27 protein-coding genes and 1 other RNA gene are annotated in these 24,966 nt (G+C 71.7%); 13 read left to right on the top strand and 15 right to left on the bottom strand.

The window, feature by feature from the left end:
- Positions 1 to 10 precede the first annotated feature (10 nt).
- Positions 11 to 955, bottom strand: coding sequence for a hypothetical protein (locus J8J14_RS15400; protein ID WP_209380423.1), 945 nt, complete (start codon positions 953 to 955; stop codon positions 11 to 13).
- A 59-nt stretch (positions 956 to 1,014) separates the two neighbouring features.
- Entirely contained in the window at positions 1,015 to 1,278 is a 264-nt protein-coding gene (locus tag J8J14_RS15405) for a hypothetical protein (RefSeq protein WP_245215822.1), read from the bottom strand.
- Between the two features lie 126 nt (positions 1,279 to 1,404).
- On the opposite strand from J8J14_RS15405, the gene J8J14_RS15410 reads away from it, so the two are divergent.
- Positions 1,405 to 1,737, top strand: coding sequence for a DUF1491 family protein (locus tag J8J14_RS15410; protein ID WP_209380424.1), 333 nt, complete (start codon positions 1,405 to 1,407; stop codon positions 1,735 to 1,737).
- Between the two features lie 37 nt (positions 1,738 to 1,774).
- Here J8J14_RS15410 and J8J14_RS15415 read toward each other — a convergent pair whose 3' ends face one another.
- The 7 genes from J8J14_RS15415 to J8J14_RS15445 form a co-directional block, all read right to left on the bottom strand.
- The gene (locus tag J8J14_RS15415; protein WP_209380425.1) at positions 1,775 to 3,628 is read right to left on the bottom strand and encodes an OmpA family protein; all 1,854 of its coding nucleotides are present in this window, start codon (positions 3,626 to 3,628) and stop codon (positions 1,775 to 1,777) included.
- A 16-nt stretch (positions 3,629 to 3,644) separates the two neighbouring features.
- Positions 3,645 to 4,784, bottom strand: a complete 1,140-nt coding sequence (locus tag J8J14_RS15420; RefSeq protein ID WP_209380426.1) for a MotA/TolQ/ExbB proton channel family protein — start codon at positions 4,782 to 4,784, stop codon at positions 3,645 to 3,647.
- A 5-nt stretch (positions 4,785 to 4,789) separates the two neighbouring features.
- On the bottom strand, positions 4,790 to 5,407 hold the full coding sequence (locus J8J14_RS15425; protein ID WP_209380427.1) for a hypothetical protein: 618 nt from the start codon (positions 5,405 to 5,407) through the stop codon (positions 4,790 to 4,792).
- A 116-nt stretch (positions 5,408 to 5,523) separates the two neighbouring features.
- Positions 5,524 to 6,717, bottom strand: a complete 1,194-nt coding sequence (locus J8J14_RS15430; RefSeq protein ID WP_245215823.1) for a GAF domain-containing sensor histidine kinase — start codon at positions 6,715 to 6,717, stop codon at positions 5,524 to 5,526.
- Between the two features lie 100 nt (positions 6,718 to 6,817).
- Positions 6,818 to 7,687 (bottom strand): inositol monophosphatase family protein, encoded by an 870-nt coding sequence (locus J8J14_RS15435; protein ID WP_209380428.1) that lies wholly within the window; start codon positions 7,685 to 7,687, stop codon positions 6,818 to 6,820.
- Positions 7,688 to 7,700: 13 nt separating this feature from the next.
- Positions 7,701 to 8,270 (bottom strand): elongation factor P, encoded by a 570-nt coding sequence (efp, locus tag J8J14_RS15440; protein WP_209380429.1) that lies wholly within the window; start codon positions 8,268 to 8,270, stop codon positions 7,701 to 7,703.
- Between the two features lie 90 nt (positions 8,271 to 8,360).
- On the bottom strand, positions 8,361 to 8,942 hold the full coding sequence (locus J8J14_RS15445) for a TetR/AcrR family transcriptional regulator (protein ID WP_209380430.1): 582 nt from the start codon (positions 8,940 to 8,942) through the stop codon (positions 8,361 to 8,363).
- A 91-nt stretch (positions 8,943 to 9,033) separates the two neighbouring features.
- Between J8J14_RS15445 and J8J14_RS15450 the strand changes: the two genes are divergently transcribed.
- Positions 9,034 to 9,813: an enoyl-CoA hydratase-related protein gene (locus tag J8J14_RS15450; RefSeq protein ID WP_209380431.1), complete on the top strand. Its 780-nt coding sequence runs from the start codon at positions 9,034 to 9,036 to the stop codon at positions 9,811 to 9,813.
- A gap of 216 nt (positions 9,814 to 10,029) precedes the next feature.
- Here the strand turns inward: J8J14_RS15450 and J8J14_RS15455 are convergent, their stop codons facing one another.
- Complete coding sequence (locus tag J8J14_RS15455) at positions 10,030 to 11,019, bottom strand: tripartite tricarboxylate transporter substrate-binding protein (RefSeq protein WP_209380432.1); 990 nt, start codon at positions 11,017 to 11,019, stop codon at positions 10,030 to 10,032.
- Positions 11,020 to 11,196: 177 nt separating this feature from the next.
- On the opposite strand from J8J14_RS15455, the gene J8J14_RS15460 reads away from it, so the two are divergent.
- Complete coding sequence (locus J8J14_RS15460; RefSeq protein ID WP_209380433.1) at positions 11,197 to 11,778, top strand: carboxymuconolactone decarboxylase family protein; 582 nt, start codon at positions 11,197 to 11,199, stop codon at positions 11,776 to 11,778.
- 1 nt (position 11,779) lies between these two features.
- Here J8J14_RS15460 and J8J14_RS15465 read toward each other — a convergent pair whose 3' ends face one another.
- Positions 11,780 to 12,862: a lysine-2,3-aminomutase-like protein gene (locus tag J8J14_RS15465; RefSeq protein WP_209380464.1), complete on the bottom strand. Its 1,083-nt coding sequence runs from the start codon at positions 12,860 to 12,862 to the stop codon at positions 11,780 to 11,782.
- Between the two features lie 73 nt (positions 12,863 to 12,935).
- Between J8J14_RS15465 and epmA the strand changes: the two genes are divergently transcribed.
- The 3 genes from epmA to J8J14_RS15480 all read left to right on the top strand — a co-directional run bounded on the left by epmA (position 12,936) and on the right by J8J14_RS15480 (position 16,453).
- Positions 12,936 to 13,991: an EF-P lysine aminoacylase EpmA gene (gene epmA, locus J8J14_RS15470; protein ID WP_209380434.1), complete on the top strand. Its 1,056-nt coding sequence runs from the start codon at positions 12,936 to 12,938 to the stop codon at positions 13,989 to 13,991.
- A gap of 129 nt (positions 13,992 to 14,120) precedes the next feature.
- Complete coding sequence (locus J8J14_RS25630; protein WP_209380435.1) at positions 14,121 to 15,362, top strand: GGDEF domain-containing protein; 1,242 nt, start codon at positions 14,121 to 14,123, stop codon at positions 15,360 to 15,362.
- Positions 15,363 to 15,529: 167 nt separating this feature from the next.
- Positions 15,530 to 16,453 (top strand): tellurite resistance TerB family protein, encoded by a 924-nt coding sequence (locus tag J8J14_RS15480; protein WP_342452458.1) that lies wholly within the window; start codon positions 15,530 to 15,532, stop codon positions 16,451 to 16,453.
- Positions 16,454 to 16,462: 9 nt separating this feature from the next.
- Here J8J14_RS15480 and J8J14_RS15485 read toward each other — a convergent pair whose 3' ends face one another.
- Positions 16,463 to 17,176, bottom strand: a complete 714-nt coding sequence (locus J8J14_RS15485) for an FkbM family methyltransferase (RefSeq protein WP_209380437.1) — start codon at positions 17,174 to 17,176, stop codon at positions 16,463 to 16,465.
- 108 nt (positions 17,177 to 17,284) lie between these two features.
- Here J8J14_RS15485 and J8J14_RS15490 point away from each other — a divergent pair, with 108 nt between their 5' ends.
- Positions 17,285 to 17,605, top strand: coding sequence for a hypothetical protein (locus J8J14_RS15490; protein ID WP_209380438.1), 321 nt, complete (start codon positions 17,285 to 17,287; stop codon positions 17,603 to 17,605).
- A 53-nt stretch (positions 17,606 to 17,658) separates the two neighbouring features.
- Here J8J14_RS15490 and thiE read toward each other — a convergent pair whose 3' ends face one another.
- The 3 genes from thiE to J8J14_RS15505 form a co-directional block, all read right to left on the bottom strand.
- Complete coding sequence (gene thiE / locus J8J14_RS15495) at positions 17,659 to 18,282, bottom strand: thiamine phosphate synthase (RefSeq protein WP_209380439.1); 624 nt, start codon at positions 18,280 to 18,282, stop codon at positions 17,659 to 17,661.
- Between the two features lie 63 nt (positions 18,283 to 18,345).
- A complete protein-coding gene (locus J8J14_RS15500; protein WP_209380440.1) occupies positions 18,346 to 19,263 on the bottom strand; it encodes a class I fructose-bisphosphate aldolase in 918 nt (305 codons plus the stop codon).
- Positions 19,264 to 19,340: 77 nt separating this feature from the next.
- On the bottom strand, positions 19,341 to 19,760 hold the full coding sequence (locus tag J8J14_RS15505) for a hypothetical protein (protein WP_209380441.1): 420 nt from the start codon (positions 19,758 to 19,760) through the stop codon (positions 19,341 to 19,343).
- Between the two features lie 116 nt (positions 19,761 to 19,876).
- Here J8J14_RS15505 and J8J14_RS15510 point away from each other — a divergent pair, with 116 nt between their 5' ends.
- The 6 genes from J8J14_RS15510 to J8J14_RS15535 all read left to right on the top strand — a co-directional run bounded on the left by J8J14_RS15510 (position 19,877) and on the right by J8J14_RS15535 (position 24,941).
- The gene (locus tag J8J14_RS15510; protein WP_209380442.1) at positions 19,877 to 20,176 is read left to right on the top strand and encodes a hypothetical protein; all 300 of its coding nucleotides are present in this window, start codon (positions 19,877 to 19,879) and stop codon (positions 20,174 to 20,176) included.
- Between the two features lie 3 nt (positions 20,177 to 20,179).
- Positions 20,180 to 20,509 carry a cell division protein ZapA gene (locus J8J14_RS15515; protein WP_209380443.1) on the top strand — a complete coding sequence of 110 codons (330 nt, stop codon included), beginning with the start codon at positions 20,180 to 20,182 and terminating at the stop codon, positions 20,507 to 20,509.
- Between the two features lie 54 nt (positions 20,510 to 20,563).
- Positions 20,564 to 20,718, top strand: a non-coding RNA gene (ssrS, locus tag J8J14_RS15520) — 6S RNA.
- A 37-nt stretch (positions 20,719 to 20,755) separates the two neighbouring features.
- Positions 20,756 to 21,322: a 5-formyltetrahydrofolate cyclo-ligase gene (locus J8J14_RS15525; RefSeq protein WP_245215824.1), complete on the top strand. Its 567-nt coding sequence runs from the start codon at positions 20,756 to 20,758 to the stop codon at positions 21,320 to 21,322.
- Complete coding sequence (locus J8J14_RS15530) at positions 21,319 to 22,140, top strand: TIGR00282 family metallophosphoesterase (protein ID WP_209380445.1); 822 nt, start codon at positions 21,319 to 21,321, stop codon at positions 22,138 to 22,140. Before J8J14_RS15525 ends, J8J14_RS15530 begins: the two co-directional genes overlap by 4 nt.
- A 248-nt stretch (positions 22,141 to 22,388) precedes the next feature.
- Positions 22,389 to 24,941 carry a mechanosensitive ion channel family protein gene (locus tag J8J14_RS15535; RefSeq protein WP_209380446.1) on the top strand — a complete coding sequence of 851 codons (2,553 nt, stop codon included), beginning with the start codon at positions 22,389 to 22,391 and terminating at the stop codon, positions 24,939 to 24,941.
- Positions 24,942 to 24,966 lie beyond the last annotated feature (25 nt).

The raw sequence follows: 24,966 nt of genomic DNA on the forward strand, positions 1-24,966 counted from the left end.
CCGTGCGGGATTATGGCAAGGACTGGGTCAGATCATGGCCCCCCGGTCCCTCCGGATATGGCGCGGCGGAGGCTGGCGCGGAAGGCCGGGGCAGGGCCGTCTGGCCCAGCACCCAGCCCTCCCAGCGGCGCACCCAGGGGTCATCGGGGATGAAGTCCGGCCGGGCGCCCTCCAGCACGGATATGACGCAGAGCAGGCCGAGCAGGCTGTCCAGCCGGTCCTCCCCCGCCGCGTCCTGGCCGAAGCCGGAGGCGATGGCACGCTCCAGCGCGGGACAGGCCGAGACGCCGAGCCGTGCCATCGCGGCCCGCAAGGCCGGGGCGGATTCCAGCCGCACCCCTTGCGCCCGCTTGCTGCCTTGCAGGCGGATGCCGAGTTGCCGCATGGCCTCGGCCGGATAGGTTTCGGCCAGCACGGCCCGGCCAGGGGCGAGCAGCGCCCGGAGCGGTCCCTCGAAAGGCCAGAGCCGATAGGGCGCCCCGGCCGCAAGGGCAGGGCCAAGCCAGCCTCCCCAGGCCGCGATCGCCGCCTTGCCCGTCTGATTGGCGCCCAGGGTCCAGAACAGCGGCGCCCCGGCGGGGCGCTCGGCCGTGGCGCGATCGCAGAGGCGCGAGAGCTCATGCGGCCCGCTCAGGCCGAGGGCGGCGGCATGGGCTGCGCGGGTCATGCCCCGTATGCCGCGGGCCGGATAGAAGGGCCGATCCGGCGAAACCGTCTCCAGCCCGTCATTCACATGCAGGAAGCCGGGGAACCGGTAGAGGCCGCGCAGGAAGGCCGGGAAACCGGCCTCCCTCCGCCCGGCGGCCCAGGCACGGGGAAGGCCGAGCGGCAGGTCGAGGCCGAGGGCGAGTGCATCGCCCCCGGCCAGCAGCCCCGCCACCATGCCAGCCGGATCGCCCACGGGAAGAGCCGCCCGCGCCTCCCACCCCGCGCCGTGGCGGCGCGCGACGGTCACCCAGCGCTTGGAGGGGTGGGCGGACCAGTCCGCATGGGCGGCGACCAGCCCGCCAGGGATCAGCGCGAACCCTTCAGCGGCTGCTGCGCCTTCTCCAGCAGGCGCTGGAGGAAGCCCGGCTTCTTCGCCGGCTCGGCCTCGGCCTTGCGCCGCTCGGAGTCATTGGTGGCCGCGCGACGCTCCTCCTCCCGCTCCTTCTCCTTGGAGGCCAGCCACTTCTCCAGCGTCATGCCGGCCTTCGCGGCGCGGCGGGATTCATAGGCGCGCTGCGCATCGGTCATGCGGGGGGCGGTGCCTGGCTTGGGCGGCGTCTGGGCGGCCATGGCGGAACTTCCGGATTGTCTGGTTTCGGCCGCTTGAACGCGGGCGGGAGGGCGATGGAATGACGTGGGCGCGGGCCGGCATCAAGCCCCCTTCGCGCGGCGGGCAAGGCGTGGCACGGGTGCGGCATGGAAGCACGGGTGAAGGCGGGCCTATGGGCCTCGATGGCGCTGCGGATGGGCGATGCCGCCGGGCAGCCCGGCGCGGTGCTGCGCAAGGGAGACCCCGACAGCGGCGGGATCCTTTGCGTGCTGCGGGGCCGGGAAGGGCTGGTGGTCCTCTCCCAGACCAGGGATGCGATGGGCCGCCCGGCCTGGCTGCGCGGCACCGGCGCCGCGCCGGTCGATGAGGCCGCGGCGGATGCCTATGTCGCCCGCCAGGTGAAGCGCGACCCGGACCTCTGGGTACTGGAATTCGAAACGCCGGACCTGCTGCCGCCCTTCGAGGCGACCATCCTCTGAGGCGGCGGGCCTTCCGCCAGCCCCACCGCGCGAAAGGCTAGCGGTCCGTCAGCCGCAGCTCGATCCGGCGGTTCCGCGCCCGGGCTTGGGGCGTGTCCGCCGTGTCGATCGGCTGGTACTCGCCAAAGGCCGTCGCGGCCACGCGGTTCGCGGGCAACCCGTTCTGGATCATCAGCTGGGCCACCGCGATGGCCCGGGCCGAGGACAATTCCCAGTTCGAGGCGAAGCGGCCCCCGGGACGGAGCGGCGAGTTGTCCGCGTGCCCGTCCACGCGCAGCACCCAGTTCGTTCCCTCGGGGATGCGCTGCGCGATATCGATCAGAAGCTGCGTCACATTGGCGATCTGCTCCCGCCCGGCTTCGGAAAGCTCCGCGCTGCCGATCGGGAAGAGCACCTCGGACTGGAAGACGAAGCGGTCCCCCACCACCCGGATCTCCGGGCGGTCGCCCAGCACGTCCCGCAGCCGCCCGAAGAAATCGGAGCGGTAGCGCTGCAGCTCCTCGACCCGGGCGGCGAGGGCTGCGTTCAGCCGCTGGCCGAGATTGGTGATCTGCGCGTCCTTCGCGCGGTCCTCGGCCTCCTGCGCCTCCAGCGCGGCGGCCACCCGGCGCAGCTCGGCCCGCAGCGCATCCAGCTGCTGGGTAAGGAGCGCGGCCTGGGCGCGCGCGCTCTCGGCCAGGCGGGCATATTCGCCGGACTGCGCCTCGGCGGCCCGCCGCGCCTCGGATTCGGCCCGGGCCGTGCGCGTGGCCTCGGACAGCATGGTTTCCGCCGCGCCACGGGCGCGGGTGGCATCGGCCAGGGCCGTCTCGGCAGCCTGCCGGGCCCGGCCGGCCTCCGCTGCGCCGGCTTCCGCGGCCTGGCGCGCACGCACGGCCTCGGCGGTGGTGGCCTCAGCGGCCTGGCGCCCGCGCAGGGCCTCGGCGGCATTGGCCTCGGCCGCCTCGCGCGCGCGGATGGACTCCGCCGCGCCGGCCTGGGCCGTCTCCCGGGCGCGGTTCGCCTCGGCCGCGGCGGCCAGGGCGGCGTCCCGCGCGGCGCCGGCCTCGCTGGCGATCTCCTCCGCGCCGCGGCGGCGGCGCTCCTCGTCCCCGGCCCGCGCCAGCGCCTCACGCGCCTGCCGCTCCGCCTGATCCCGCAGCGCGGTCAGGGCGCGAAGCTGCTCGTTCAGCCGGGCGATATCGGAGAGCCGGGCCTCGATCGCGGCCCGGTCCGTGGTCACCTGCTGGTCGAGCCGGGCAACCTCCTGGCGCACCCCCTCCAGGTCCCGCCTTGCGGCCTCCAGGGCGGCGCGTGTCTCGGCCAGGCTGCGCTCCGCACCCTGGCGTGCGGCCTGTTCGGTAGCGAGGGCGCGGCGGGTCTCGGTCAGGCCGCGCACCGTGCGGGCCGTGTCGGCGCCCGCCGCCTCCACGCCGGACAGCGCCTCGGCGAGCCGCGCCTCCAGGCTCGCGATGCGCTCGTTGTTCCCGCGCGAGGCCAGTTCGGCATCGGAAAGCCGGGCGGCCAGGCGGTCCCGCTCCTCCCGCAGGGCGTCCCGCGCGGCGGCGCTGCGCCCGGCCTCCTCGCGCAGCACGGCCAGGTCGCGCCGCGCCGAATCCCTGTCGGCGGCGGCAAGGCGTGACTCCTCCTGGGCCCGGCCCAGAGCCGCGCGCAGTTCCTCCGCCCCCCCGCGTTCCAGGGAGAGCAGCTCCGCCAGTTCCGCCACCTGCCGGTTCAGCCGGTCCAGCGCCCGGTCGCGCGAGGAGAGGGCGACGGAAAGGAAGCCCTGGGCCAGCACGAAGACCAGCAGGACGAAGATGATGATGATGAGCAGCGTGGCCAGCGCATCGACATAGCCCGGCCAGGCATTCAGCCCCTCGCCCTGGCCGCGGCGGCGGCGGCTCAGGGCCATGATGGGATGATCCCGCTCATGGCTGCGGCGGGGCCTCGGCCAGGGCGGCGATGGTGCGCGCCAGCACCTTGATCTCCGAGCGGATCTCCTGCGTCGCCTGGCTGCGGCCCTGGGTGGATTCCTCCAGCAGCCGGGCGAGGTAGAGCTCCAGGTTCCGCAGATGCCCGCGGGAGGCGGCCTCGTGCTCCCCGGCCTCGGCCAGGCGCTGCAGGGTGGGGGCCAGGCCGGACTGGCTCTCGGCCATGCGCTGCATCAGCACCTGGCTGGCCCGCATCTGGTCCGTAAGGACCGAGAGCCGCTCGGCCAGGGTTTCGAGGGCGCGGCCGGACTGGGAGCTCCGTTCCTCCCCGCGGGCCAGGATACGCTGCAGCCCTTCCAGGTTCTCCGCCGTCTGCTCAAGCAGGGCTTGCACATAGGCGGGCACGGAGCCGCCCTCGGCCCCGCCTTCGCCCAGCACGCCGGAGGACAGGCGTGTGACCCCCGCCAGCCACTCCTCCAGCTCGTTGTAGAAGCGGTTCTGGGCCTGCCCGGCGGTCAGGTCGAGGAAGCCCAGCACCAGGGCACTGGCAAGGCCGAGCATGGAGGAGGAGAAGGCCACCCCCATCCCCTGCAGCGGCAGGGCCAGCCCGCTCTTGAGCTGGTTGAACAGGCTGGTCACGTCGCCCGAGCCGACGGACATGTTCTGGATGACCTCCGAAACCGATCCGATGGTCAGGATCAGGCCCCAGAAGGTGCCGAGCAGGCCGAGGAAGATCAGCAGCCCCGTCATGTAGCGCGAGAGCTCGCGCTGCTCGTCGAGCCGGGATGCGATGCCGTCCAGCACGCTCCGCATCGCGCCGGTGGAGAGGCTGAGGCGTTCCGATCGGCGGGAAGCCAGCATCGAGGCCATCGGCGCCAGCAGCCGCGGCGCGGGCTGGGCCGGCTGGCCCGGCCTGGGCGCGCGGAAGGCCTCCAGCCAGTCCACCTCCTGGCGCAGCGCCATGACCTGCCGGATGGACCAGACCGTGCCGAGCAGGAGCACGCCCAGGATCAGGGCGTTCAGCACCGGGTTCACCTCGAAGGCGTGCCGGAGCTCCCCGAAGAGCAACGCGCCCACCACGGCCACGAGGACGAGGAACACCACCATGCGGATCAGGTAGCGGTTGGGGCTGGTCATGGCGTTCAGCCGCCTCTTCCTGCGGGTGCGGTGCCGGGGGCGGGCGTGGCCGTGGCGGCAGTCGCCGGACGGGGCCGGGGCTCCGGCGGCGCCACGATGTCCAGCGCGTCCACCGCTTCGGCCGTGCGGCCCAGCGGGCGTATGTCGATCCGCGTGCCCGGCAGGCCCCCGCGCATCAGCGAGGCCTTCACCGATATGGCGCGGGCCAGGCTGCTGCGGCGGGCCACCGAGGGATCATCCTCCGGGCCGGAAACCTGGGCGATGAGGGTAACGCGGCCGGTGGTCTGCTGGGCGAGGTAGCGCCCGATCATCTCGATCGCCATGCGCGCGCCATGGTCGGGGTCCCCCCGCCCGGAGCGGCCGCCGAGGCGCCAGCCGCCGATCGGCAGCCGGGTGAAATCGGGGGCAAGGGTCATGTTCGCCACATCCGCGGGGAGGGCGGGAAGCGGAGCCTTGGAAAGATCCGCCGCGTCGGGCGGCGCGTCCCCGGGCTCGGCCGGTGCCTCCGGCATCGCGGCATCGGCGTCGGTCGCCTGCCCGGAAGCCGGGACCTGCGCGAAGCCGGCCAGCAGGAAGATCGCGAGGGCCGCTGTCGCGGCCGGGCGGAGGAGGGCGGGGGTCACGGCCACAGGGTAGCCCAGGAATGCATGGGCTTGAAGCGAGCAAGGGCGAGGGCCGGGGCCGCGCATGGCCGGGCGGTACGGCGTGCTCCTGCCTGGAAGCGGGGCACCGGCCGGGCTCAGCCCCGCGCTGCCGGGCGGCGGATGGGCATGAGGAAGGTGAAGCGCGTCTCCCTCGTGTCCGAGGAGACCTCCATCCGCCCGCCATGCATGCGGGCGATCTCGGACACGATGTAGAGCCCCAGGCCCAGCCCCTCATGTGCCTGCCGTTCCTGGCCCCGGAAGAAGGGATGGAACAGCCCGGCCTGGGCTTCCGGCGGGATCGGCGCCCCGCCATTTGCCACCCAGAGGGAGAAGATCCCGTCCCGGGCGCTGGCGCCCACCCGCACCGGGAGGTCCTTCGCGCCATGCGCCAGGGCATTGCCGAGCAAGTTGGAGAGCATCTGGGCGATGCGCGCCTGATCCAGCGCCACCGGCTCGGCCAGGTCCAGCGCCAGTTCGATCGCCCGGCCCGGATGGATCGCGCGCAGCTCGCTCACGGCGTGCTCCAGCACCGGGGCGAGGGGGGCCTCATCCGTCAGCTTCAGATCCAGCCCATCGCCCAGGCGGGTGCGGGCGAAGTCCATGAGGTTCCCGATGAGCCCGCTCATGCGGACCACGCTGGACTGCATGAGCACGAGGATGTTCCGCTGGGCCTCGTCATGGGCCATGCGCTGCAGCAGCTGCACGCCGGAACCGATCGAGGCGACAGGGTTGCGCAGGTCATGCCCGAGCACGGCGATGAACTGCTCTCGCAGCTCGGACAGCGCCTTCTGCTCGGAAAGCTCCTCGCGCATGCTCCGCAGCGCCTCGTCGGCGTTCAGATGGGCGGCGATGAGATCGGCGAAGAGGCGGACCGTCCCGGTGATCTCGCGGGTGTTCACCCGGGCCGGGGAGGGGGAAATCCCGCAGAGCGTGCCGAAAAAGCTGCCATCCCGGAGGATGATCGGCATCGAGATGTAGCTCTGGAAGCCGTAATGGGCGGGCGTCGGGTGGTGGCGGTAGAGCGGGTCCTCCGCCACATGGTCGATGACCACGGGCTCCCGGCTCTGGTGGATCTCGCGGCAGATCGTCGTGTTGACCGGCAGCTCCCCCCCGGGCTTCAGCCCGAAGCCGATGTGGTCCAGCGTGGCGCAGGCGATCCAGCGATCCGCCGTCACGCGCGCCACCGCGGCGAAGCCCAGGCCCGTGGTGCGGCAGACCAGGTCCAGGATGGTGGGAACGGCCTCGATCCGGCCAACCGCCTCTACGTCGCGCTGCAGAGGGTCGTTCAAACTGTCCTCTCCAGCCCCGATGCCGCGGCGCAATATGCCCCTATTCGGCGCCGGCGCCATCCCTGAAAGCTGGCCCGGGCCCGCATCGGCCCGGTCCGTGTCAGCCCGCGTTGCCCGCGGCTTCCCCACGGCGTTCCGCGACATAGGTCATCCCCTCCACCACGGCTTCCCGCAGCTTGGTGTGCAGGAAGGGATTGCCCGCCACGATGTTGCCGGTGGCGTAGGGATCCTCGTCGCCGGGGCCGGTCACGTATCCGCCGGCCTCCTTCACCATGATGATCCCCGCCGCGCAGTCCCAGGGCTTCAGCCCGAGTTCCCAGTAGCCCTCGTAGCGGCCGGCCGCGACCCAGGCGAGGTCGAGCGCGGCGGAGCCGAAGCGGCGGATGCCCGCCACCTGCGGCATCAGCCGGGCGAGGGTGGTGGAGAACTCCGCCCGGTGCGGCACCTTCGCGAAGGGGATGCCGGTGGCGAAGAGGGCGGCGTTCATGTCCCGCCGGCCGGAAACGCGCAGGCGCTTGTCGTTGAGGAAGGCGCCGCGCCCTTTCTCCGCCCAGAACAGCTCATCCGTGGCGGGGTTGTAGATCACCCCCGCCATGATCTCGGAGCTGGTGGGGGAAAGGCGCTTCTCGATCCCCACGGAGATGCACCACTGCGGGATGCCGTGAAGGAAGTTGGTCGTGCCGTCGAGCGGATCGACCACCCAGCGCCATTCCCAGTCGGCCTCGCCGCTCGCGCCGCTCTCCTCCATCAGGAAGGCGAAGCCCGGCCGCGCCCGGCGCAGCTCCTCGCGCAGCGTCTCCTCGGCGCGCAGATCGGCCTGGGAGACGAAGTCCCCGGGGCCCTTGCTGCTGACCTGCAGGTTCTCGACCTCGCCGAAGTCGCGCAGAAGGCGCCGCCCGGCCTTGCGGGCGGCGTTGACGACGACGGTGAGCGCGGGAGAGAGCCGCGCGGAGGGCTGTGCGCCGGACATTACGTTTTCCCGATCAGCCCTTGGCGCGCTCGAGGTACGAGGCGTCCTCGGTGCGCACGACGATCTTCTCGCCGGCGGTGATGAAGGGCGGCACCATCGTCTTCACGCCATTCGAGAGGACGGCGGGCTTGTAGGAGGAGGAGGCCGTCTGGCCCTTCACCACCGGGTCCGCCTCGACGATCTCGAGCACCACCGTGTCCGGCAGGTCCATGGAAACGGGCTCGCCCTCGATGAGGCGCACATTCACCGTCATGTTCTCGTTCAGGAAGGGCAGGCGGTCGCCCAGGATGTCCTTGGAGACGGTGGTCTGCTCGAAGGTCTCCGGATCCATCAGCACGAGGTGGTCGCCCTCGGCGTAGGAGAAGGTGAACTCCTTGTCCTCGGTCTGCAGCCGCTCGACCGTGTCGGCCGTGCGCCAGCGCTGGTCCTTCTTCGCCCCGGTCTTGATGTTCCGCATCTCGACCTGGATCACGGCCGCGCCCTTGCCGGGGATCATGATGTTCTGCTTGAGCACGGTGTAGCGCGCGCCCTCGAACTCGATGACCATGCCGGCGCGCATCTGATTGGCCTGCATCTTCGCCATGGTGGGGCGTCCTGTTCGTCGTCTGGATGGGTAAAGGATCGGCCGGGGGCCTTACACGGGGGGCCTCCCGTTGGCAACAACGAGGGTGGGTCAGGCGCCCGGGCCGGCGGGCAGCGCCACCCGGACCAGCGCCTGCGCGGCTTCCCCGGCCGCCTCCATATAGGAGGCGTCGCGGTGGAGGAGCGTGGCGGCGAAGGCGCCGTCCATCAGCAGCATCACCTGCCGCGCCAGCGCCGGCGCGCCGGCGATCCCGGCCCCTGCGAAGACCGAGCAGAGCCAGGCCTCGGCCCGCTTCTTATGGGTGGCGCTAGCCTTCACCGCGGGGTGGCCGGGCATGTCCGCCAGCTCCGCGGTGGTGCGCAGGAAGCCGCAGCCCTGCCATTTCGGGTGCCGGGCCGAGCGGGCGAGGTTGAGGAAGATCCCGCGCGTCCGCTCCGCGGGCCCGCCTTCCGTGCCCTCGAACCAGCGCTGGAACAGGGCGATGTTCGGCTGGTCCCGGCCCTCCAGATAGGCAGCCGCCAGGTCGTCCTTGCTCCGGAAATGGTAGTAGAGGGTGCGCTTGGTCACGCCCGCGGCGGCGGCCACGGCATCCATGCTCACCTTCCCCACACCCTGCGCGTAGAAGAGCCGGCTGGCGGCGGCAATGATCCGTTCGCGCGTCGTGGGTTCCATGAGCGGCCCCGCATGTATACCGACCAGTGAATATACATGGCCCATCCCCCTGCCTAGCGTCCCGATCCGTTGCGGAACGAAGGAGGACGCCATGCTCGAGATCGAGATCCGGGACCGGGTCGCGCTGCTCACCCTGAACCGGCCGGACCGCCTGAACGCGCTCGACAATGCCCTCCTCGCGGGGATCGAGGCGACGCTGGACCGGATGGAGCTGGACCCGGGCATCCGCGCCCTGGTCATCACCGGTGCCGGGCGGGCCTTCAGCGCGGGGGCGGATATCCACGCCTTCCGGCAGCATATGGCGGCGGGCCCGGCCGAGGCCGTGGCGCATTTCCTCCGTCCGGGCCAGCGCATGACGCGGCGCGTCGAGAGCTTCCCCAAGCCCGTCATCGCCGCCGTGAACGGCCTGGCCTTCGGCGGCGGCTGCGAGCTGGTGGAGGCAGCCCATCTCGCCCTGGCCGCCGACACCGCGCTCTTCAGCAAGGCGGAGGTGGCGATCGGCATCATCCCGACCTTCGGCGGCACGCAACGCCTGCCCCGCAATGTCGGGCGCAAGGCCGCGACCGAGCTGATCCTCACCGGCCGCCGCTTCGACGCGCAGGAGGCGGCGCGGCTGGGGCTGGTGAACCGGGTCGTCCCCGCCGCCTCCCTGCTGGAGGAGGCGTTGGACTTGGCGCGGGAACTGGCAGCCAAGCCACCGCTCACCCTGGCCGCGGCGCTCTCGGCCATTCACCGGGGGATGGATGCCTCCATCGACGACGGGCTCGCGATCGAGGAGGCCGCCTTCGCGCGGATCGTGCCAAGCCATGACGCGCGGGAAGGGGTGGCCGCCTTCCTGGAAAAGCGGAAGCCCGTCTTCCAGGGTCAATAATAGGACTGCGAGGGAGGGAACCATCCCCTCTTCGCCCCCGCAACGTTGCTCACAGATCCGCGAGCGAATTTAGTGGGAAAAGCTGTGGGGGGAGCTGCGAATGGGGCTGCAACGCCTTGTAAATCAGCCCTTCTTGCGCGCGCGCCCCTGTGGAAAACCCTGTGCGAAACCTGTGGGGCGGGGCGCCCCTGCTGGGGATAGCGCCCCGCCGGCCCGTCAGTCCGCGTAGCTTCCCGTGGCCTCGATCACAGGCTTCCACTTGGCGATGTCGGCGGTCCAGAAGCGCCGATGCGCCTCCGCCGTGGCATCGTCCTGCGAAACGGGCGTGGTGCCGATCGCGGAGAAGCGCTCGATCACCCGGGGCTCGCGCAGCGCGGCCTGGAGGGATTGCGTCAGCCGGGCGCAGATCGGCGCCGGCGTGCCTTTGGGTGCGTAGAGCCCGTGCCAGACCGTCACCTCGAAGCCGGGCAGCCCGGCCTCGGCGGTGGTGGGGATCTCCGGCAATGTGCCGATGCGGGTGCGCGAAGGGGTGGCGAAGACCTTTACCGCGCCGCTGCGGATATGCTCCGTGGTCTGGGTCGTCTGGTCGCAGAGCAGGTCCACCCGGCCGCCCAGGATTTCCTGCATGGCCGGGCCCGTGCCGCGGAAGGGGATCACCGTGGGCTTCACCCCGATGGCATTGCTCAGCAGCGCGCCGCAGAGGGCCGAGGAGGAGCCGATGCCGGCATCCGCCAGGTTGAAGCGGTCTCCCTGTGACTTCATGTAGGAAAGCAGCTCGGTGAGGTTGTTCGCGGGAATATCCTTCCGCGTCACCACCGTCATGGGCACCTCGGTCACCAGCCCCAGCGGCTCGAAGCCGTTCACGGGGTCATAGGCCAGGCGCCGGTACATGGTGGGGATCACCCCCATGCCGATATGGTGCAGCAGGATGGTGTAGCCGTCCGGCCGGGCCGTTGCCACGCGCTGGGCGCCCAGCGTGCCGCCCGCGCCGGTGGTGTTCTCCACCACCACGGGCTGACCGAGATCCCGCGACATGGCCTCGGCCAGCAACCGCCCGACCACATCGGTCGGGCCGCCCGCGGCGAAGGGGATCACCATGGTGATCGGGCGGGTTGGGAAGGCGGAAGACTGCGCCCCCGCCTGGCGGGGCAGGCCGAGCGCGGCAAGGCTGGTCGCCGCGAGAAGGCGGCGGGTGATCTGCGTCATGGATGTCTCCCAGGGCGCCTCGTGGGGGGCGCTTGCGCCGAAATCTTGCCCGTCTTCCCCCCGTGCCGGAAGACGGTCCCTTCTGCGCTGGCCCCCGGGCGGCGCGACGGCCTAGCATCCGCCCTGGCCGGCCAAGCAGCCGGAAGGCCTGGCCGAACAGCCAGCACGGAGGGGCGCATGTTCCTGCGAACCATCGGTAAGGAGGAAGCGACCGGCGCGGTGGCCGATATCTACGCCCGCCAGGCCGCCCAACTCGGCTTCGTCATGGAGGCCACGCGGTGCTTCACGGCCCGGCCGGACCTGCTGCCCATCTACACCGAGTTCTCCGACCGGATCCGTGCGGGCTTCTCCCTCGGGGTGCGGGAGTGGCGGCTCATCACGTTGATCGCGGCGAAGCACATTCCGTCCAGCTATTGCAGCCTGGTCTATGGGCAGCAGCTCGTCGTGGATCTGGGATCACGTGATGCGGTGGTGGCGGTGCAGCGGGATTTCCGCAGCGCGGGGCTGCCGGCGCGCGACGTGGCCATGCTGGCCTATGCGGAGGCCGTGGCGCGCGACGCCTCGCGGATCGGGCAGCACGACATCGACGCCCTGCGGATTCACGGCTTTACCGACACGCAGATCTGCGACATCGCGCTCTGCGCCGCCTTCCGCTGCTTCGTCAGCCGCTTCTTCGATGCGATGGGCGCGCGGGCCGAGCCGCGCTTCGAGGAGGGCGGCGAAGCCTTCCGGGAGGGAATGGCGGCCGGAGGCGGCTAGTTCAGCCCGCCCCAGCCGGTCCAGGCGGTTCCGCATCCGCCTGGAAATGCCCGCCGCCCAAGGGGCCCCGCACCGTCCAGCCCCCTTCCGCCCGGCTGGCGAAATCCGGCCCGATGGGTGCCTTGCCCTGGCCGCCCGGAAGATCCAGCGCATAGGTCGGCCAGGCCAGCCCGGTGACCCGGCCGCGAAGGGATTCGAGCAGGGCGCGCCCCTCGGCGATCGGCACTTCGAAGCGGGCCGTGCCCGGGGCGCGGTCCAGCTGGTGCAGGTAGTAGGGCTTCACCCGGTGGGCGAGCATGGTGCGCAGCAGCGCCTCCAGCGTCTCCGCCGTGTCGTTCACGCCCCGCAGCAGCACGGCCTGGCCCAGCAGCGCCACCCCCGCGCGGGAAAGGTGGCGCAGCGCCAGCCGGGCCGCATCGGTGAATTCCCGCGCATGGTTCGCGTGCAGGCAGAGGAAGACGGCCTTCTCGCTCTCCAGCGCCTCGGCCAGCTTCGCCGTCACCCGGGCGGGATCGGCCACGGGAACGCGGGTGTGCAGCCGGATGATGTCGATATGCGGCATGGCCGAGAGCCGGCCCAGGATCTGCCCCAGCCGGCGGGGGGAGAGCATCAGCGGGTCACCCCCGGTCAGGATCGCCTCCCGCACCTGCGGATGGGCGGCGAACCAGTCCAACGCCGCCTCCAGCTCCGCCTCGCTCAGCACCCCGCCGGAAGGCCCCACCTGCTCGCGCCGGAAGCAGAAGCGGCAATAGACCGGGCAGGCCAGCAGCGGCTTCAGCAGGGCGCGGTCGGGGTAGCGGTGCACGACTCCCTTCACCGGGGTGTGCGCGTGGTCGGCGATCGGGTCCGCCAGCTCGAGCGGTGCCACCTCCAGCTCCGCCGCGTCGGGGACATACTGGGCCGCGATCGGGTCGGCCGGGTCCGTGGGATCGATCAGCGCCGCCATGGCCGGGGTGACGGAAACGGCGTAGCGCGCCGCCACGGCCCGCAGCGCGGGAAGCGCCGCGGCCGGCACCAGCCCGGCCTCGGCCAGGGAATCGGCGTCACGCAGCGGGCGGGAAGGGGGGAGGGAGCCATCGGGCATGGCGGGCTGGTAGCGCCAACCGCCCCGGTGTGTCACGGACCAGCCCGGATTTCCGCCGCATGGAGCCCCCAGCGTGCCGCATGGCCCCACCCCACCCTGGCATCCCGATGCCCTGGCCGCGCGCCTGCCCGCCCTGCGCCGCCGCGCCGAGCTGACCCGTGCCACCCGCGCCTTCTGGGAGGCGCGGGGCTGCCTGGAGGTGGAAACCCCCTGCCTGGTGCCAGCGCCAGGGATGGAGGTGCACCTCCATGGTTTCCGCTCCCGCTTCGAGCCGCATCTGGGGCGTGGGGAGGGAAGGGAGCTCTGGCTCCGCACCTCGCCGGAGCTGTCCATCAAGCGACTGCTCGTGGCCGGCACGGGAAGCTGCTTCGAACTGGCCCGGGTCTGGCGCAACGGCGAAGTTTCGCCCCGCCATGCCCCCGAATTCACCATGCTGGAGATCTATCTCGCGGGCGCGGGGCTCGATGGGCTGATGGATGCGGTGGAGGCCTATCTCCGCGCCGTCCTGCCCCCCCGCGTCGCTCATGCGGGGGTGGAGACTGACCTGTCGCTGCCCTTCGAGCGGGTGAGCGTGGCCGAGGCCTTCGCGCGGCTGGGGATGGATGTGCTGGCCTCGGTGGACCCGGCGAGTGCGGCGGGCGATGCTGCCGCCCTCGCATCCGCCGCCCGTGCGGCAGGGCTTTCAGCGCCGGAGGGGCTGGGTTGGGAGGACCTCTTCTTCCACCTGATGCTGGAGCATGTGGAGCCCCGGCTGGGGCGGGGCAGGGGCAGCTTCCTCACCCATTGGCCCGCGCCCCAGGCCGCCCTCGCCCGCCGCGACCCCGCCGATCCCCGCGCCGCCCTTCGCTTCGAGGTCTTCGCCGCTGGGCTGGAACTCGGCAACGCCTTCGACGAGCTGCTGGACCCGGAGGAGCAGGCGGCGCGCTTCCACCGGGACGTGGCGGAGCGCGAGGCGCTCTACGGGCCGGGCTGGGCCGTGGACGATGATTTCCTGGCGGCCCTGCGCCAGGGCATGCCGCCCACCGCCGGCATCGCCATGGGCTTCGACCGGCTGGCCATGCTGGCGGCCGGGGTGCCGGGGATCGATGCCGTGCGCTGGCTGGGGGGCTGGCCTTTTGTCCACGCATAGGCACGCCCTGCAGGTGGCGGTGCCGGTTGTGATTTCCCGCACCGTCTGCAATCTCCGGGCAGCAGGATGGGAGTCGCGCATGCCGCGGTGGAGTTTCGGCCGGGCGCCTCTCCGGCAGGGGCATGGCCCGTGAGCGGTGTGATGCTGCTCCTGGTGCAGGCGGTCCTCTATTTCGGGACCATGGTGGCCCTGTTCCGCGCCCGTGGGTCACTCGGCATCGGTGTTTTCGTTTGCGCCCTCGGCGTGATGCACTTCCTCGAAACCTACCTCGCTGCGGTCTTCTTCATCGAGCTTCCCTTCGGGCTGATCTCGCCCGGCTCCACCGTGCTCTTCTCCGGCAAGCTCGCCATGGTGCTGCTCCTTTACATCAAGGAGGATGCGGAGGCGGTGCGGCAGCCGGTGTACGGGCTGCTGATCGGCAACATGCTGATCGTCGCCATGTGCGTGCTGCTGCGCTTCCACGATCCGGTCAGCCTTGCCGGCACCAGGCCCGATATCGGCTTCATCGACCAGATGGGCGTGCTGATGGTCTGGGGCACGCTGCTGCTGTTCCTGGACAGCCTCGTGCTGGTGCTGCTCTACGAGCGCAGCGCGCCCTGGTTCGGGCGGAACCAGACGGCGCGCATCATCTTCGCGCTGGCGATCGTCCTCAGCTTCGATCAGTTCGCCTTCTTCGCCGTGCTGCGCCTGGTCGCCGGGGTGCCGCTGGCGGCGCTGTTCGGCGGCTGGGCCGCGAAGATGGGCGCCGCCATCGCCTTCGGCCTGATGCTCGGCGCCTATCTCCGGCATTTCGAGGCACTGGGAGGAGCGGGGGAGCGCCGGAGGCTGGCCGATCTTTTCGACCTGCTCACCTACCGCCACCGCCATGCGAACCTCCTGCGCCAGGCCGCGCAGGATCCCGTCACGGGGGCGCTGGCCGAGGCGCACCTCATGGCGTTGGGCGGCGCGCGCCACCGGCGCGCCCAGGCCAGCGGACGCCCGCTCGGCGTGGTGGTGCTGGAGGTAATGCCCGCACCGGGCAGCGGCGCCGTGCGGATGCGGCCCCTCACCGAGGCGCTGGCGCTGGGCCTGCGCGCCGATGACCTGGTCTTCCGCCGTGGTCCCTCGGGCTTCGCGCTCCTGCTGGATGGCATCACGCCCGCCTCGGCCGCCCATGTCGCCGGGCGACTGCGCGAGATCGTGCTGGAGCGGGCGGAGGAGCAGGCGCCGGGGAGAGCCGCGGCCGGGCTGCGGGTGCATGTGGGCGTGGCTGCGGGAATCGGACCCCGGGAGGATTTCATCGAGGTGCTGCGGCAGGCGGAGGCGGGCATGCGCGCCCAGCGGCACAGGGATGCCGGTCCGCGCTCCGGCATGGTTCCCAGCCCGGCCTGAACCCTAGCCACCCGGCCCGCGTTCTTCCGGTCTGATCGGGAGAGACGCGCATGTTTGATGCGAAGCGCCTTTTGGATGGTTTCCTGGGCGGACAAGGCAAGCACGCCGGATCCCGCCCGTCTGGTGGGATCGGCAGCCTCGGCAGGGGCGGCGGGTCCTTGCAGGACGTGCTCGGCGGGCTTCTGGGCGGTGGGATCGGCAGCCTCGGGGGCGATGCGCACCGGCGCGGCGCCGGTGGCCCGCTCGGCCGCATGGGGGATGAGGACGGCACGCGGGGCGGCCGTGGCTTCGGCGGCCCAATCGGCAGCATGGGCGGCGCGGGCGGCGGGCTCGGTGGCGGCTTGGGCGGCATGCTTGGCGGCGGTGGCCTGGGTGGTGCCCTGGGCACGGCAGCCGCCGGCGGGCTGCTCGGATCCCTTCTCGGCGGGCGCCGGCGCGGCAGTGGCGGGGGCCTGCTCCGGATGGGCGGCGTGGCCGTGCTCGGCACGCTTGCCTATCGCGCCTGGCAGCAATGGCAGGAGAGCCAGCAGGCAGGTGCGCAGGCCTCCGGGGATGCCCCGGGCCATGCAGCGGCAGGTTCGGGTTCCAGGCCCACGAGTGGCCCCTGGTCCGGCCAGCCATCCTCCGCCGGGCCTGCCGCGGCCGCTCCGTTGCCTCCGCCGGAGGAATTCGCGCGGGAGGAAGCACCGGCTGCGGATGGCCATCCCTTCGGCCTGTCGCTGGTCAAGGCGATGATCGCGGCCGCCAAGGCCGATGGGCATCTCGACGACAACGAGCGCGCCTATGTTTTCGAGGAGGTGGAGCGGCTGGAACTGGATGCCGAGGCCAAGGGCTTCGTCTTCCAGGCCCTGGAGGCCGCCGCCGATCCCTCCGCCGTCGCCGCCATGGCGCGCACCGATGCGCAGAAGTCCGAGATCTACATGGTCTCGCGTCTGGTCGCCGAGCCGGACACGGCGGCCGAACGCGCCTATCTGGACGCGCTGGCCCACCGCCTCGGCCTCGCTCCTGGGCTGCGCCAATCCCTGGATGCGCAGGCGGCCGAGGCGCAGCGGCTGCTGGCGGCGCAGGACACGCCGGGCCAGGGCGGCTGAACCGCCGATTCAGCCCGGCAGGAGCGCGCGCGCCTCGGCGGCGCGCTCCACCGGCCAGGCGAAGAAGTTGAAGATGTAGGGATCGGACGCTTCGAACACCGAGGGGTCGGGGCTCGCGCGCTGCATGCTCGGCCGGTGCAGCGCCGCCACCGGATGCCAGCGCCCCTGATGCGCGAAGCACACCTCATAGCCGAGCGCGTTCAGGAAGGCGGGCACGGCCCAGGTGCAGCCCTCCGCGTGCCGTTCCTCCAGCTCCAGCGTGAGCAGGGGACGGCAATGGCGGAGGATCTCGCGCGCGCCCCGCAGGATCGCGTATTCCGCGCCCTCCGCGTCCAGCTTGATGGCGGTGACATCCCGCAGGCCGAGGCTGTCCAGGGGGATGACGGGAACACGCTCCCGCCGCACCGAAACTCGCGAGCTCTCATGGACGGCATAGGTCTTGGCGGTGCTTGCCCATTGCCATTGCGGCGCCCCGTCCAGCACCGGCACGGAGAGGTCGAGATGACCGGGGGCATCGCCCAGGGCCTCGGCGCGGATCGTGATGCCGGGCTGCCCCGCCACGGCTGCCTCCAGCGCCGCGCGGGCCCGCGCCAGGGGCTCGAAGGCGATCACGCGGGCGCCGGGCAGGGCCGCCAGGGGAAGGGTCAGCAGCCCCTCATGCGCGCCGATATCGACGAGCGTGCCCGGACGGTGCAGCGCCGAGAGGAAGCCGATTTCGTCCATGCTGGGTTCCCCGGCCCTGTTCCGCCTCGCAGATGGCCATCCTGTGCGCCCCCGCAACTGCCTATCCAGGGCGGCGTTGACCGGGCTGCAACGCAAAGGAGGTGCTGCATGCGTATCCTGACCCTCGCCGCCGCCACCCTGCTGATGGCCACGCCCGCCATGGCCAATCTCAATGACGGCCGCACCAACCACCGCTCCCCCGGCCCGCCGATCGACCGCGGCTCCTCGCGCAGCAACACCGACGGCGCCTATGCGGGTGGCGGCATGGTGCTTGAGGGTGCGCCCGGCGCCCCGGCGCCCATGCCGCGTCAGACCGCGCCTGCCGGCTCCATGCGGCCGGACAGCCCGATGATGCAGGGACAGGGCCAGATGATGGATGGCCAGAGCCAGATGATGCAGGGACAGGGCCGGATGATGCAGGGGCGCTGAGCCCCCGGCACCGGGAAGGGCCGCGCTCCGCGAGGGGCGCGGCCCCTCCTGCATCAGGCCCCGGAGATGGCCGCGTTCATGGCCCGCACCCCGGCGGCGGGGCCGTCCGGATGGTTCCACACGGCACCCACCACCGCGAGGAAATCCGCCCCCGCCCGCACCAGCGGGGCGCAATTCTCCGCCGTGATGCCACCGATGGCCACGCAGGGGATCTCGAACAGGGACGACCACCACTCCAGGATGTCCGGCTCCGCGCGGTGCTGCGCGTCCTTCGTGGCAGTGGGGAAGAAGGCGCCGAAGGCGACGTAATCCGCGCCCATCTCGCCCGCATCCATCGCCAGGTGCCGGCTGCCGTGACAGGTGATGCCCAGCGTCGCATCCCGCAGCAGCGTGCGCGCCCTGGCGTGGTCTCCATCCTCCTGTCCGAGATGGGCGCCGTCGCAGCCGGTCTGCGCGGCCAGCTCCGCGTCGTCGTTCAGCAGGAAGGCGACCTCGCGCGACTGGGCGATGGGGCGCAACGCATCGATGGCACGGCGGAGATCGTCGCGTGGCGCCTCCTTCAGCCGAAGCTGCAGGCAGGCGACATCGCCGGCATCCAGGGCGCGGGCGAGCAGGTCGGGAAAGGTGGCGAGGTCGATGCTGGGCGGGGTGATGAGGTAGAGGCGGCAATCGGTCATCGCGGGCAGGGCTTCCGGTGGGCGGCGTCGGCGCGGTGATACCACGCCGGCGCCGCCACCGGATCAGCGGCGATACACCTCGACGATATCCGAGAGCAGCTTCAGCGCCTCCGCCTTCGGGCGCTGGAAGGTGTTGCGGCCGATGATGGAGCCGTTTCCGCCGCCCTGGTGGATGCCGCGCGCCATCTCGATGAGGGATTCGCTCGTCCCGGCCTCGCCACCGGAGAAGACGACGAGGCGGCGCCCGCCGAAGCAGGCCTGGACCACATGGTGGATGCGCCCGGCCAGGGTGCCGATATCGGCCACCGGGTTCTTCTCATAGGTCTTCTTGGCGGCATCGAGGGAGATCGCCTCGGTGGGCGGCTTCACCTTGATGATGTGGGCGCCCATCAGCGCGGCCATGTGCGCGGCATAGGCGCAGATGTCGAGCGCGGTCTCGCCGGTCTTGTCCAGCATCGGGCCGCGCGGATAGCTCCAGACGACGACGGCGAGGCCGGCGGCCTTTGCCTCCTCCGCCATCTCGCGCAGCTCTTCCATCATCTCGAACTGGTATTCCGAGCCGGGATAGATGGTGAAGCCGATGGCCGAGCAGCCCAGGCGCAGCGCATCCGAGACGGAGCCGGTGATCGCCTGGTCCTTGGTGGTGGACAGGCTGTTGCTGCTGTTCACCTTCAGGATGGTGGGAATAGCGCCGGCATAGGTCGCGGCACCGGCCTCGATCATGCCGAGCGGGGCGGCATAGGCATTCAGCCGCGCCTCGACCGCCAGCTGGAAATGGTAGCGCGGGTCATAGGCGTCAGGGTTCGGCGCGAAGGAGCGGGCGGGGCCATGCTCGAAGCCCTGGTCCACGGGCAGGATCACCATGCGGCCGGTGCCGCCCAGCCGGCCCTCCATGAGGATCCGGGCCAGGTTGGCCTTCGTGCCGGGATTGTCGCTCTCGTACCAGGAGAGGATGTCGCGAACCTTCCGGGTGATCTGCATCGTGGCGGGTTCCTCCAGGGGCCGTGATCAGGGCCTTGATTCGGGCCTGGCGAGTTAGCCGCAGGGGCCGCGGCTTGTCACGGGCACGGAGCGGTGAGGTGGCGGGCCAGCAGCGCGAGCCCGCCCGGGCGGCGGAGATCCAGCCGCGACAGGTCCAGCGCCTCCGGTGCGGCAGGAAGCAGCGTCGCGCGGACCTCTTCCGCGGCCGCCCTCACGGCGGGGAAGGAGGGATGCGCCGGGTCCAGGACCAGAATGCGCCATCCCTGGCGAAGGGCGTCCAGCGCGAGCCCCGGGGCTGAGCCGCAATCCAGCGCCGCCTCATGCTGGGCGCCGGGATGGGCGGCCGCCGCGCGGGCGACCATGGCCGCGACCACCCTCGCGCCGGGCCAGGCCGCGGCGCCGGGCGCCGAGATCAGGAAGACGCCCCCGGGTGGCGCGAGGGAGAGGGCGGCGGCGGCCTCCGCCTCGGAACGGAAGCGGATTGCGGGGGCTGGCATGGTTGACCCTCTTGCCGGCGGTTGCGTAAAGCCCTCACGCTCCTGTGTGAAGCCCGGAGGGCCGGGAGCGATGGCAGGCCTGCGGTCTGGCGCGGGCGGGAAGGATTGGGGGCGGCATGTCGGACAGCCTGACGGAGGCGGCCGCGCGTCTGGAAGCGGCGGTGGAGCGGCTGGCCCGGGTGGCGGCTGATGTCGCGGCGCGGGCTTCTGCCCGCCCCGCCGGCGTGCCGGCGGAGGAGGTGGCGGCGCTTTCCGCCCGGCTGGAGGCCACCATCGCCCGCCTCCGCGCCGTGCTGCCCGAGGGCTCCGATCTCTCTGCGGAGTTGGCGGGCGACGCCGGAGGTGATGAGGTCGGGCTGCCGGATGAGGGCGGGGAGGGGGACGAACCCCCGCGCCGCCATGCCGAGGAGGGCTGAGAATTGGGACAGGTCACGGTTCGCGTCGGCGGCTACAGCCATCCGGTTTCCTGCGAGGACGGGCAGGAGGCGCATCTCATCTCGCTGGCGGCGGAGGTGGACCGGCGCGTTGCCTCGGTGAAGACCATGGGCGGCTCCTATGGCGAGCCCCGGCTGCTGCTGCTGGCCGCCCTGCTCCTCGCCGATGAGGTGCATGACCTGAAGGTGGAGCTGTCCCAGGCGCGGGCCGGGATCATGCCCGCGGTGCCGCCCACCGATCCTCATCTGGCCGAGCGCCTGGCCAGGGTGGCGGAACGGATCGAAGGCATCGCGACGGATCTCGGAAAGTCCTGATCCGTTTCGCAGCCGGCCCTGGCGTGAGGCGACGCGAAGGCCTAGATAGGGTGGGCGGGGCTGCCTTTCGCGCCAGGCAAATCATCCCCAGGGCCAATAAGCATCCTCCGGGAGCTGGCTCTGTCCGGATCTTGGTCCGGGTATCTGGCGCCCACCTGCGCTAGCAGGCCTTGGGAGGACGAATCGCCAGCGGTCATGGCGGCTCCGCACTCAGTTTCCCCCCCTTCCGGCGAAGATGACGCCCTTTTGCGCGCGGCCAAGGTCGTGGCGCGGGAGGAGGCGATGGCGCGCCGCGCGCGCGCCGATGCCGCGGGAGCCGGCCAGGCCCTGGCAGCCCATGTGCTGCGGGACGCCCCGCCGCCCTCTGGCGCCGTCGTTGCCGGCTTCTGGCCCATGGGGCACGAGATCGACATCCGGCCGCTGATGCGTGCGCTGGAGGCGCGCGGGCACCGGCTTTGCCTTCCCCGCACCCCGAAGCGCGGCCTGCCCCTGGATTTCCGTGCCTTCGCCTTTGGTGACGAGCTGGTGAAGGGTCCGGTCGGCACGCGGCAGCCGGCGGAGGATGCCCCGCCCTGCGTGCCGGACTGGCTGATCGTGCCGCTGCTGGCCTTTGACCGCGCGGGGCGGCGGCTGGGATATGGCGGCGGCTATTACGACCGCACCCTGGCCGGGTTGCCCGGGGCGGGAACGCTTGGCGTGGCCTATGCCTGCCAGGAGATGGATGTGGTGCCCTCCGGCCCGCATGACGCGCCGCTGGGCGCGGTGGCGACCGAGGCCGGGGTGATGTGGTTTCGAAAAGGTTCCTCCGGTTGAGAATTCTGTTCCTGGGCGATGTGGTCGGGCGCGCGGGGCGCGACGCGGTGGTCACGCGCCTGCCAGGCCTGCGGCGCGAGCTGGCGGCCGACCTCGTTGTGCTGAACGCGGAGAACGCGTCCCACGGCTTCGGCCTAGCGCCCGACATGGCGCGCGCCTTCCTGGAAGCCGGGGCAGATGTGCTGACCCTCGGCAACCATGCCTGGGACCGCAAGGAGATCGTCCCCTATATCGAGGGCGAGCCGAGGCTGATCCGCCCCATGAACTACCCGCCCGGCACGCCCGGGCGTGGCGCGACGGTCGTGGATGTGCCCGGCAAGGGCCGCGCGCTGGTGATGCAGGTGATGGGGCGCCTCTTCATGGAACCGCTGGACGATCCCTTCCGTGCCGCCCAGGCCGAGCTGGCGCGGCACACGCTCGGCCCGCATGGCTCCGTGCAGGCCGTGGTGGTGGATATCCATGCCGAGGCGACGAGCGAGAAACTCGGCTTCGGCCATTCCTTCGACGGGCGCGTCAGCCTCGTCGCCGGCACGCATACGCATGTGCCCACCGCCGACCACCAAGTGCTGGAGGGCGGCACCGCCTATGTCTCCGATGCCGGCATGTGCGGCGACTATGACAGCGTGATCGGCATGCAGAAGGCAGGGGCCTCCATCCGGTTCTGGCGGAAGGTTCCCTCCGAGCGCCTGGCCCCGGCCGAGGGGGAGGCGACGCTCTGCGGCGTGCTGGTGGAGACGGATGATACCACCGGCCTCGCGGGCCGGATCGGGCCGTTGCGCCTGGGCGGGCGCCTCTCGCAGATCATGCCGGGGTTCTGAACCCGGGCCCGTTCCGCAGGCGGATCGGGAGGGCCGGCAAGACAGCTCGCTGCAACCCATCCGGGGTATGGCCGCTTTAGGCGGACTTGAACGTTCCACCGCGCGGATCTCAGGCCGGCCTGAACGCCATGCCGGGGATCCGCGCGGCTGGCCGGCCACGCGCGCCCGATGGCCTGGCCCCGGCCCGTCGGAGGGGCCCGTCCCGGCCCCGGCGGATCCACGAGCCTTCCGCAGGAGTCCTCCCCCGCATGCAGCAGCCCTTCCGCGCCTGGAGTCGCCTCGCCTCTGCCGTCCACCGCACCGGATGTTCCGGCGGCCTCGCCCTGTGGCGGCGTGGGATGGTTGGCTGGGGCGCGGTGCTGCTGGCCCTGCTGCTGCTCACCGGGATCGCGGCGCCGGCCGCCGCGCAGCAGGCCGGGGCCGCGGCGACCCGGCCCGCTGCCGCGGAGGGAGCCCCGCTGGCCCTGACACCGGAGCAGGCGAGGAACGCCCTGGCTGTCCTTCAGGATGAGGCAAGGCGCCAGCAGGTGCTGGATGCGCTGCGCGCCGTGGCGGCCACCGGCCCTGCCTCGCCGGCGCCGGCCGCGAATGCACCGGCCGCAAATGCGCCAGCCGCCTCGGCCAGCGCGCCGCAGCCGGCTTCCGCCGCGCCAGCCGCGGAGGGGGAGAAGGTCACCCTGACCTCCGACAGCCTTCTGGCGGAGACCATATCGGCCTTTTCGGAGTGGCTTTCCGGCGTCTCGGGCCATCTCGCTGCCGCTGCGAACTCGATCGCCAGTGTCTCCCTGGTCTGGACGTGGCTGGTGCGGACGGCCAGCAATCCTTTCGCGCAATCCGCCATCCTCGATGTCGCCTGGCGAATGGCCGCGGTGCTGGCCTGCGCCTGGGGCGCTCGCTGGCTCCTGACCCGCGCGCTGCGCCGGCCCATGGGGGCGCTGGAACGGCGGGCGGCGGAGAGGGCGGTGGCCCGCAGGGCCCGTGCTGCCCAGGAAACCGGCCCGCAGATCGCGAGCAAGACAGAGCTTCGGCTGCTCCAGCGCGCCCCGCTGGCGGTTCTGCGGCTATTGCTGGACCTGCTGCCGATCGGCCTCTTCGCCGTAGTGGGCAACGTCCTTACCGCTACTCCGCTGGGTGATGTCGGGGTGGTGCCGCTGATCATCATGGCGGCCGTGAATGCCTTCGTCGTGCAGCATGTCGTCATGGCGGTGGGCCGGGCCGTGTTCTCACCCGATTCCCACGCCCTGCGGCTGCTCCGGATCTCGGATGAGTCGGCCGCCTATGCCGAGGTCTGGCTCGGGCGCATCTCGGGCATCGCCATCTATGGCATGGCGGTGCTGGAAATCGCGCGGATCCTCGGCCTTTATCCGGCCGCCTATGAATCGGCGGCGAAGCTCGTGGTGTTGCTGAACCACCTGCTCGTGATGGTGGTGGTGGTGCAGTGCCGCCACCGTGTGGGGGCCTGGATCGATGCGCCGGCGGAGGCCACGGGCGCCATCGCCCTGGCACGGCACTGGCTCGCGCGGGTCTGGCATATCGTCGCCATCGTCGTCCTGCTCGCCCTGTGGTTCATCTGGGCGCTCCAGATTCGCAATGGCTACGGGCTGCTGCTGCGCTATTTCGGTGCCACCGCGGTCGTGCTGGTGGTGGCGCGGCTGGCTGCCGTGGCGCTGCTCGGGCTGCTGGACCGCGCCTTCAAGATCAAGGCGACGACCGCCGAGCGCCTTCCCTCGCTGGAAGGGCGCGCGAACCGCTACGTGCCGGTGCTGCGCCGCGGGATCTCCGTGGCGATCGGCGTGGTCACCGTGCTGGCCCTGCTGCAGGTCTGGGGCCTGGATGTCACCGAATCCTTCCGCAACGGCGGGCTCGGGCAGCGACTGGCGGGGTCGGCCCTGGTGCTGATCGTGGCAGGCGTCGTCGCGGTGCTGATTTGGGAAGGCGTGAATGCCTGGATCGACCGCAAGATCATCGAGATGACCGAGCGCGGCGAGCATGCGCGCTCGGCCCGGCTGCGGACGCTGCTGCCGCTGCTGCACACCACCTTGCTCGTGGTGATCGTCGCGATCGTGGGCTTCACCGCGCTCTCCCAGCTCGGCGTCAACATCGCGCCGCTCCTGGCGGGGGCCGGCATCCTGGGCGTCGCGGTCGGCTTCGGCTCCCAGAAGCTGGTGCAGGACGTGATCACCGGCATCTTCCTGCTGCTGGAGAACACGATGCAGGTGGGGGACTGGGTGACCGTCTCCGGGCTGTCGGGCAAGGTGGAGGCGCTTTCGATCCGCACGATCCGGCTGCGCGCGGGCGATGGCTCCGTCCATGTGATCCCCTTCAGCTCTGTCAGCACCGTCACCAACACCAACAGGGGTATCGGCAATGCCGCCGTCTCCGTGACGGTCGCGTTCTCGGAGGATCCGGACCGCGTGGGCCAGGTGCTGAAGGAGATCGGGGCGGAGATGCAGGAGGATCCCGCCTTCAAGGACCAGATCCTGAACGACTTCGCCCTATGGGGCGTGGACAAGGTGGACGGCGCCACCTTCACCGTGCTGGGCCAGATGCCCTGCAAGGACACGGGGCGCTGGGGCGTGCAGCGCGAGTTCAACCGCCGGATCAAGCAGCGCTTCGAGGAGTTGGGAATCGCGATCGCCGTTCCGGCGCAGAGCGTCATCCTCTCGCGCTTTGCGCGGAACGCCACGGAAGCGGAGGCGGCGGGCGTCACCCGCCAGGAGAAGCGCCCCGATCCGGAAGGAAGCGACGGCACGGCGCAGACGCATTCGCCGCCGCCCGCCGCACTCGGCAACACGCTGTGATGGCTGCCCGGGGGGAAGCAGCTCC

Source organism: Pararoseomonas baculiformis, from assembly GCF_017813395.1.
GTDB lineage: Bacteria > Pseudomonadota > Alphaproteobacteria > Acetobacterales > Acetobacteraceae > Roseomonas > Roseomonas baculiformis.

Coding starts and splice junctions, on each gene's coding strand:
- J8J14_RS15435 (WP_209380428.1), bottom strand. CDS start 7,687: ATGTCCGGCGCACAGCCCTCCGCGCGGCTCTCTCCCGCGCTCACCGTC.
- J8J14_RS15410 (WP_209380424.1), top strand. CDS start 1,405: ATGGAAGCACGGGTGAAGGCGGGCCTATGGGCCTCGATGGCGCTGCGG.
- J8J14_RS15500 (WP_209380440.1), bottom strand. CDS start 19,263: ATGCAGATCACCCGGAAGGTTCGCGACATCCTCTCCTGGTACGAGAGC.
- J8J14_RS15485 (WP_209380437.1), bottom strand. CDS start 17,176: ATGGACGAAATCGGCTTCCTCTCGGCGCTGCACCGTCCGGGCACGCTC.
- J8J14_RS15405 (WP_245215822.1), bottom strand. CDS start 1,278: ATGGCCGCCCAGACGCCGCCCAAGCCAGGCACCGCCCCCCGCATGACC.
- J8J14_RS15490 (WP_209380438.1), top strand. CDS start 17,285: ATGCGTATCCTGACCCTCGCCGCCGCCACCCTGCTGATGGCCACGCCC.
- J8J14_RS15455 (WP_209380432.1), bottom strand. CDS start 11,019: ATGACGCAGATCACCCGCCGCCTTCTCGCGGCGACCAGCCTTGCCGCG.
- J8J14_RS15535 (WP_209380446.1), top strand. CDS start 22,389: ATGCAGCAGCCCTTCCGCGCCTGGAGTCGCCTCGCCTCTGCCGTCCAC.
- efp (WP_209380429.1), bottom strand. CDS start 8,270: ATGGCGAAGATGCAGGCCAATCAGATGCGCGCCGGCATGGTCATCGAG.
- thiE (WP_209380439.1), bottom strand. CDS start 18,282: ATGACCGATTGCCGCCTCTACCTCATCACCCCGCCCAGCATCGACCTC.
- J8J14_RS15450 (WP_209380431.1), top strand. CDS start 9,034: ATGCTCGAGATCGAGATCCGGGACCGGGTCGCGCTGCTCACCCTGAAC.
- J8J14_RS15505 (WP_209380441.1), bottom strand. CDS start 19,760: ATGCCAGCCCCCGCAATCCGCTTCCGTTCCGAGGCGGAGGCCGCCGCC.
- J8J14_RS15415 (WP_209380425.1), bottom strand. CDS start 3,628: ATGGCCCTGAGCCGCCGCCGCCGCGGCCAGGGCGAGGGGCTGAATGCC.
- J8J14_RS15445 (WP_209380430.1), bottom strand. CDS start 8,942: ATGGAACCCACGACGCGCGAACGGATCATTGCCGCCGCCAGCCGGCTC.
- J8J14_RS15510 (WP_209380442.1), top strand. CDS start 19,877: ATGTCGGACAGCCTGACGGAGGCGGCCGCGCGTCTGGAAGCGGCGGTG.
- J8J14_RS15460 (WP_209380433.1), top strand. CDS start 11,197: ATGTTCCTGCGAACCATCGGTAAGGAGGAAGCGACCGGCGCGGTGGCC.
- J8J14_RS15465 (WP_209380464.1), bottom strand. CDS start 12,862: ATGCCCGATGGCTCCCTCCCCCCTTCCCGCCCGCTGCGTGACGCCGAT.
- J8J14_RS15420 (WP_209380426.1), bottom strand. CDS start 4,784: ATGACCAGCCCCAACCGCTACCTGATCCGCATGGTGGTGTTCCTCGTC.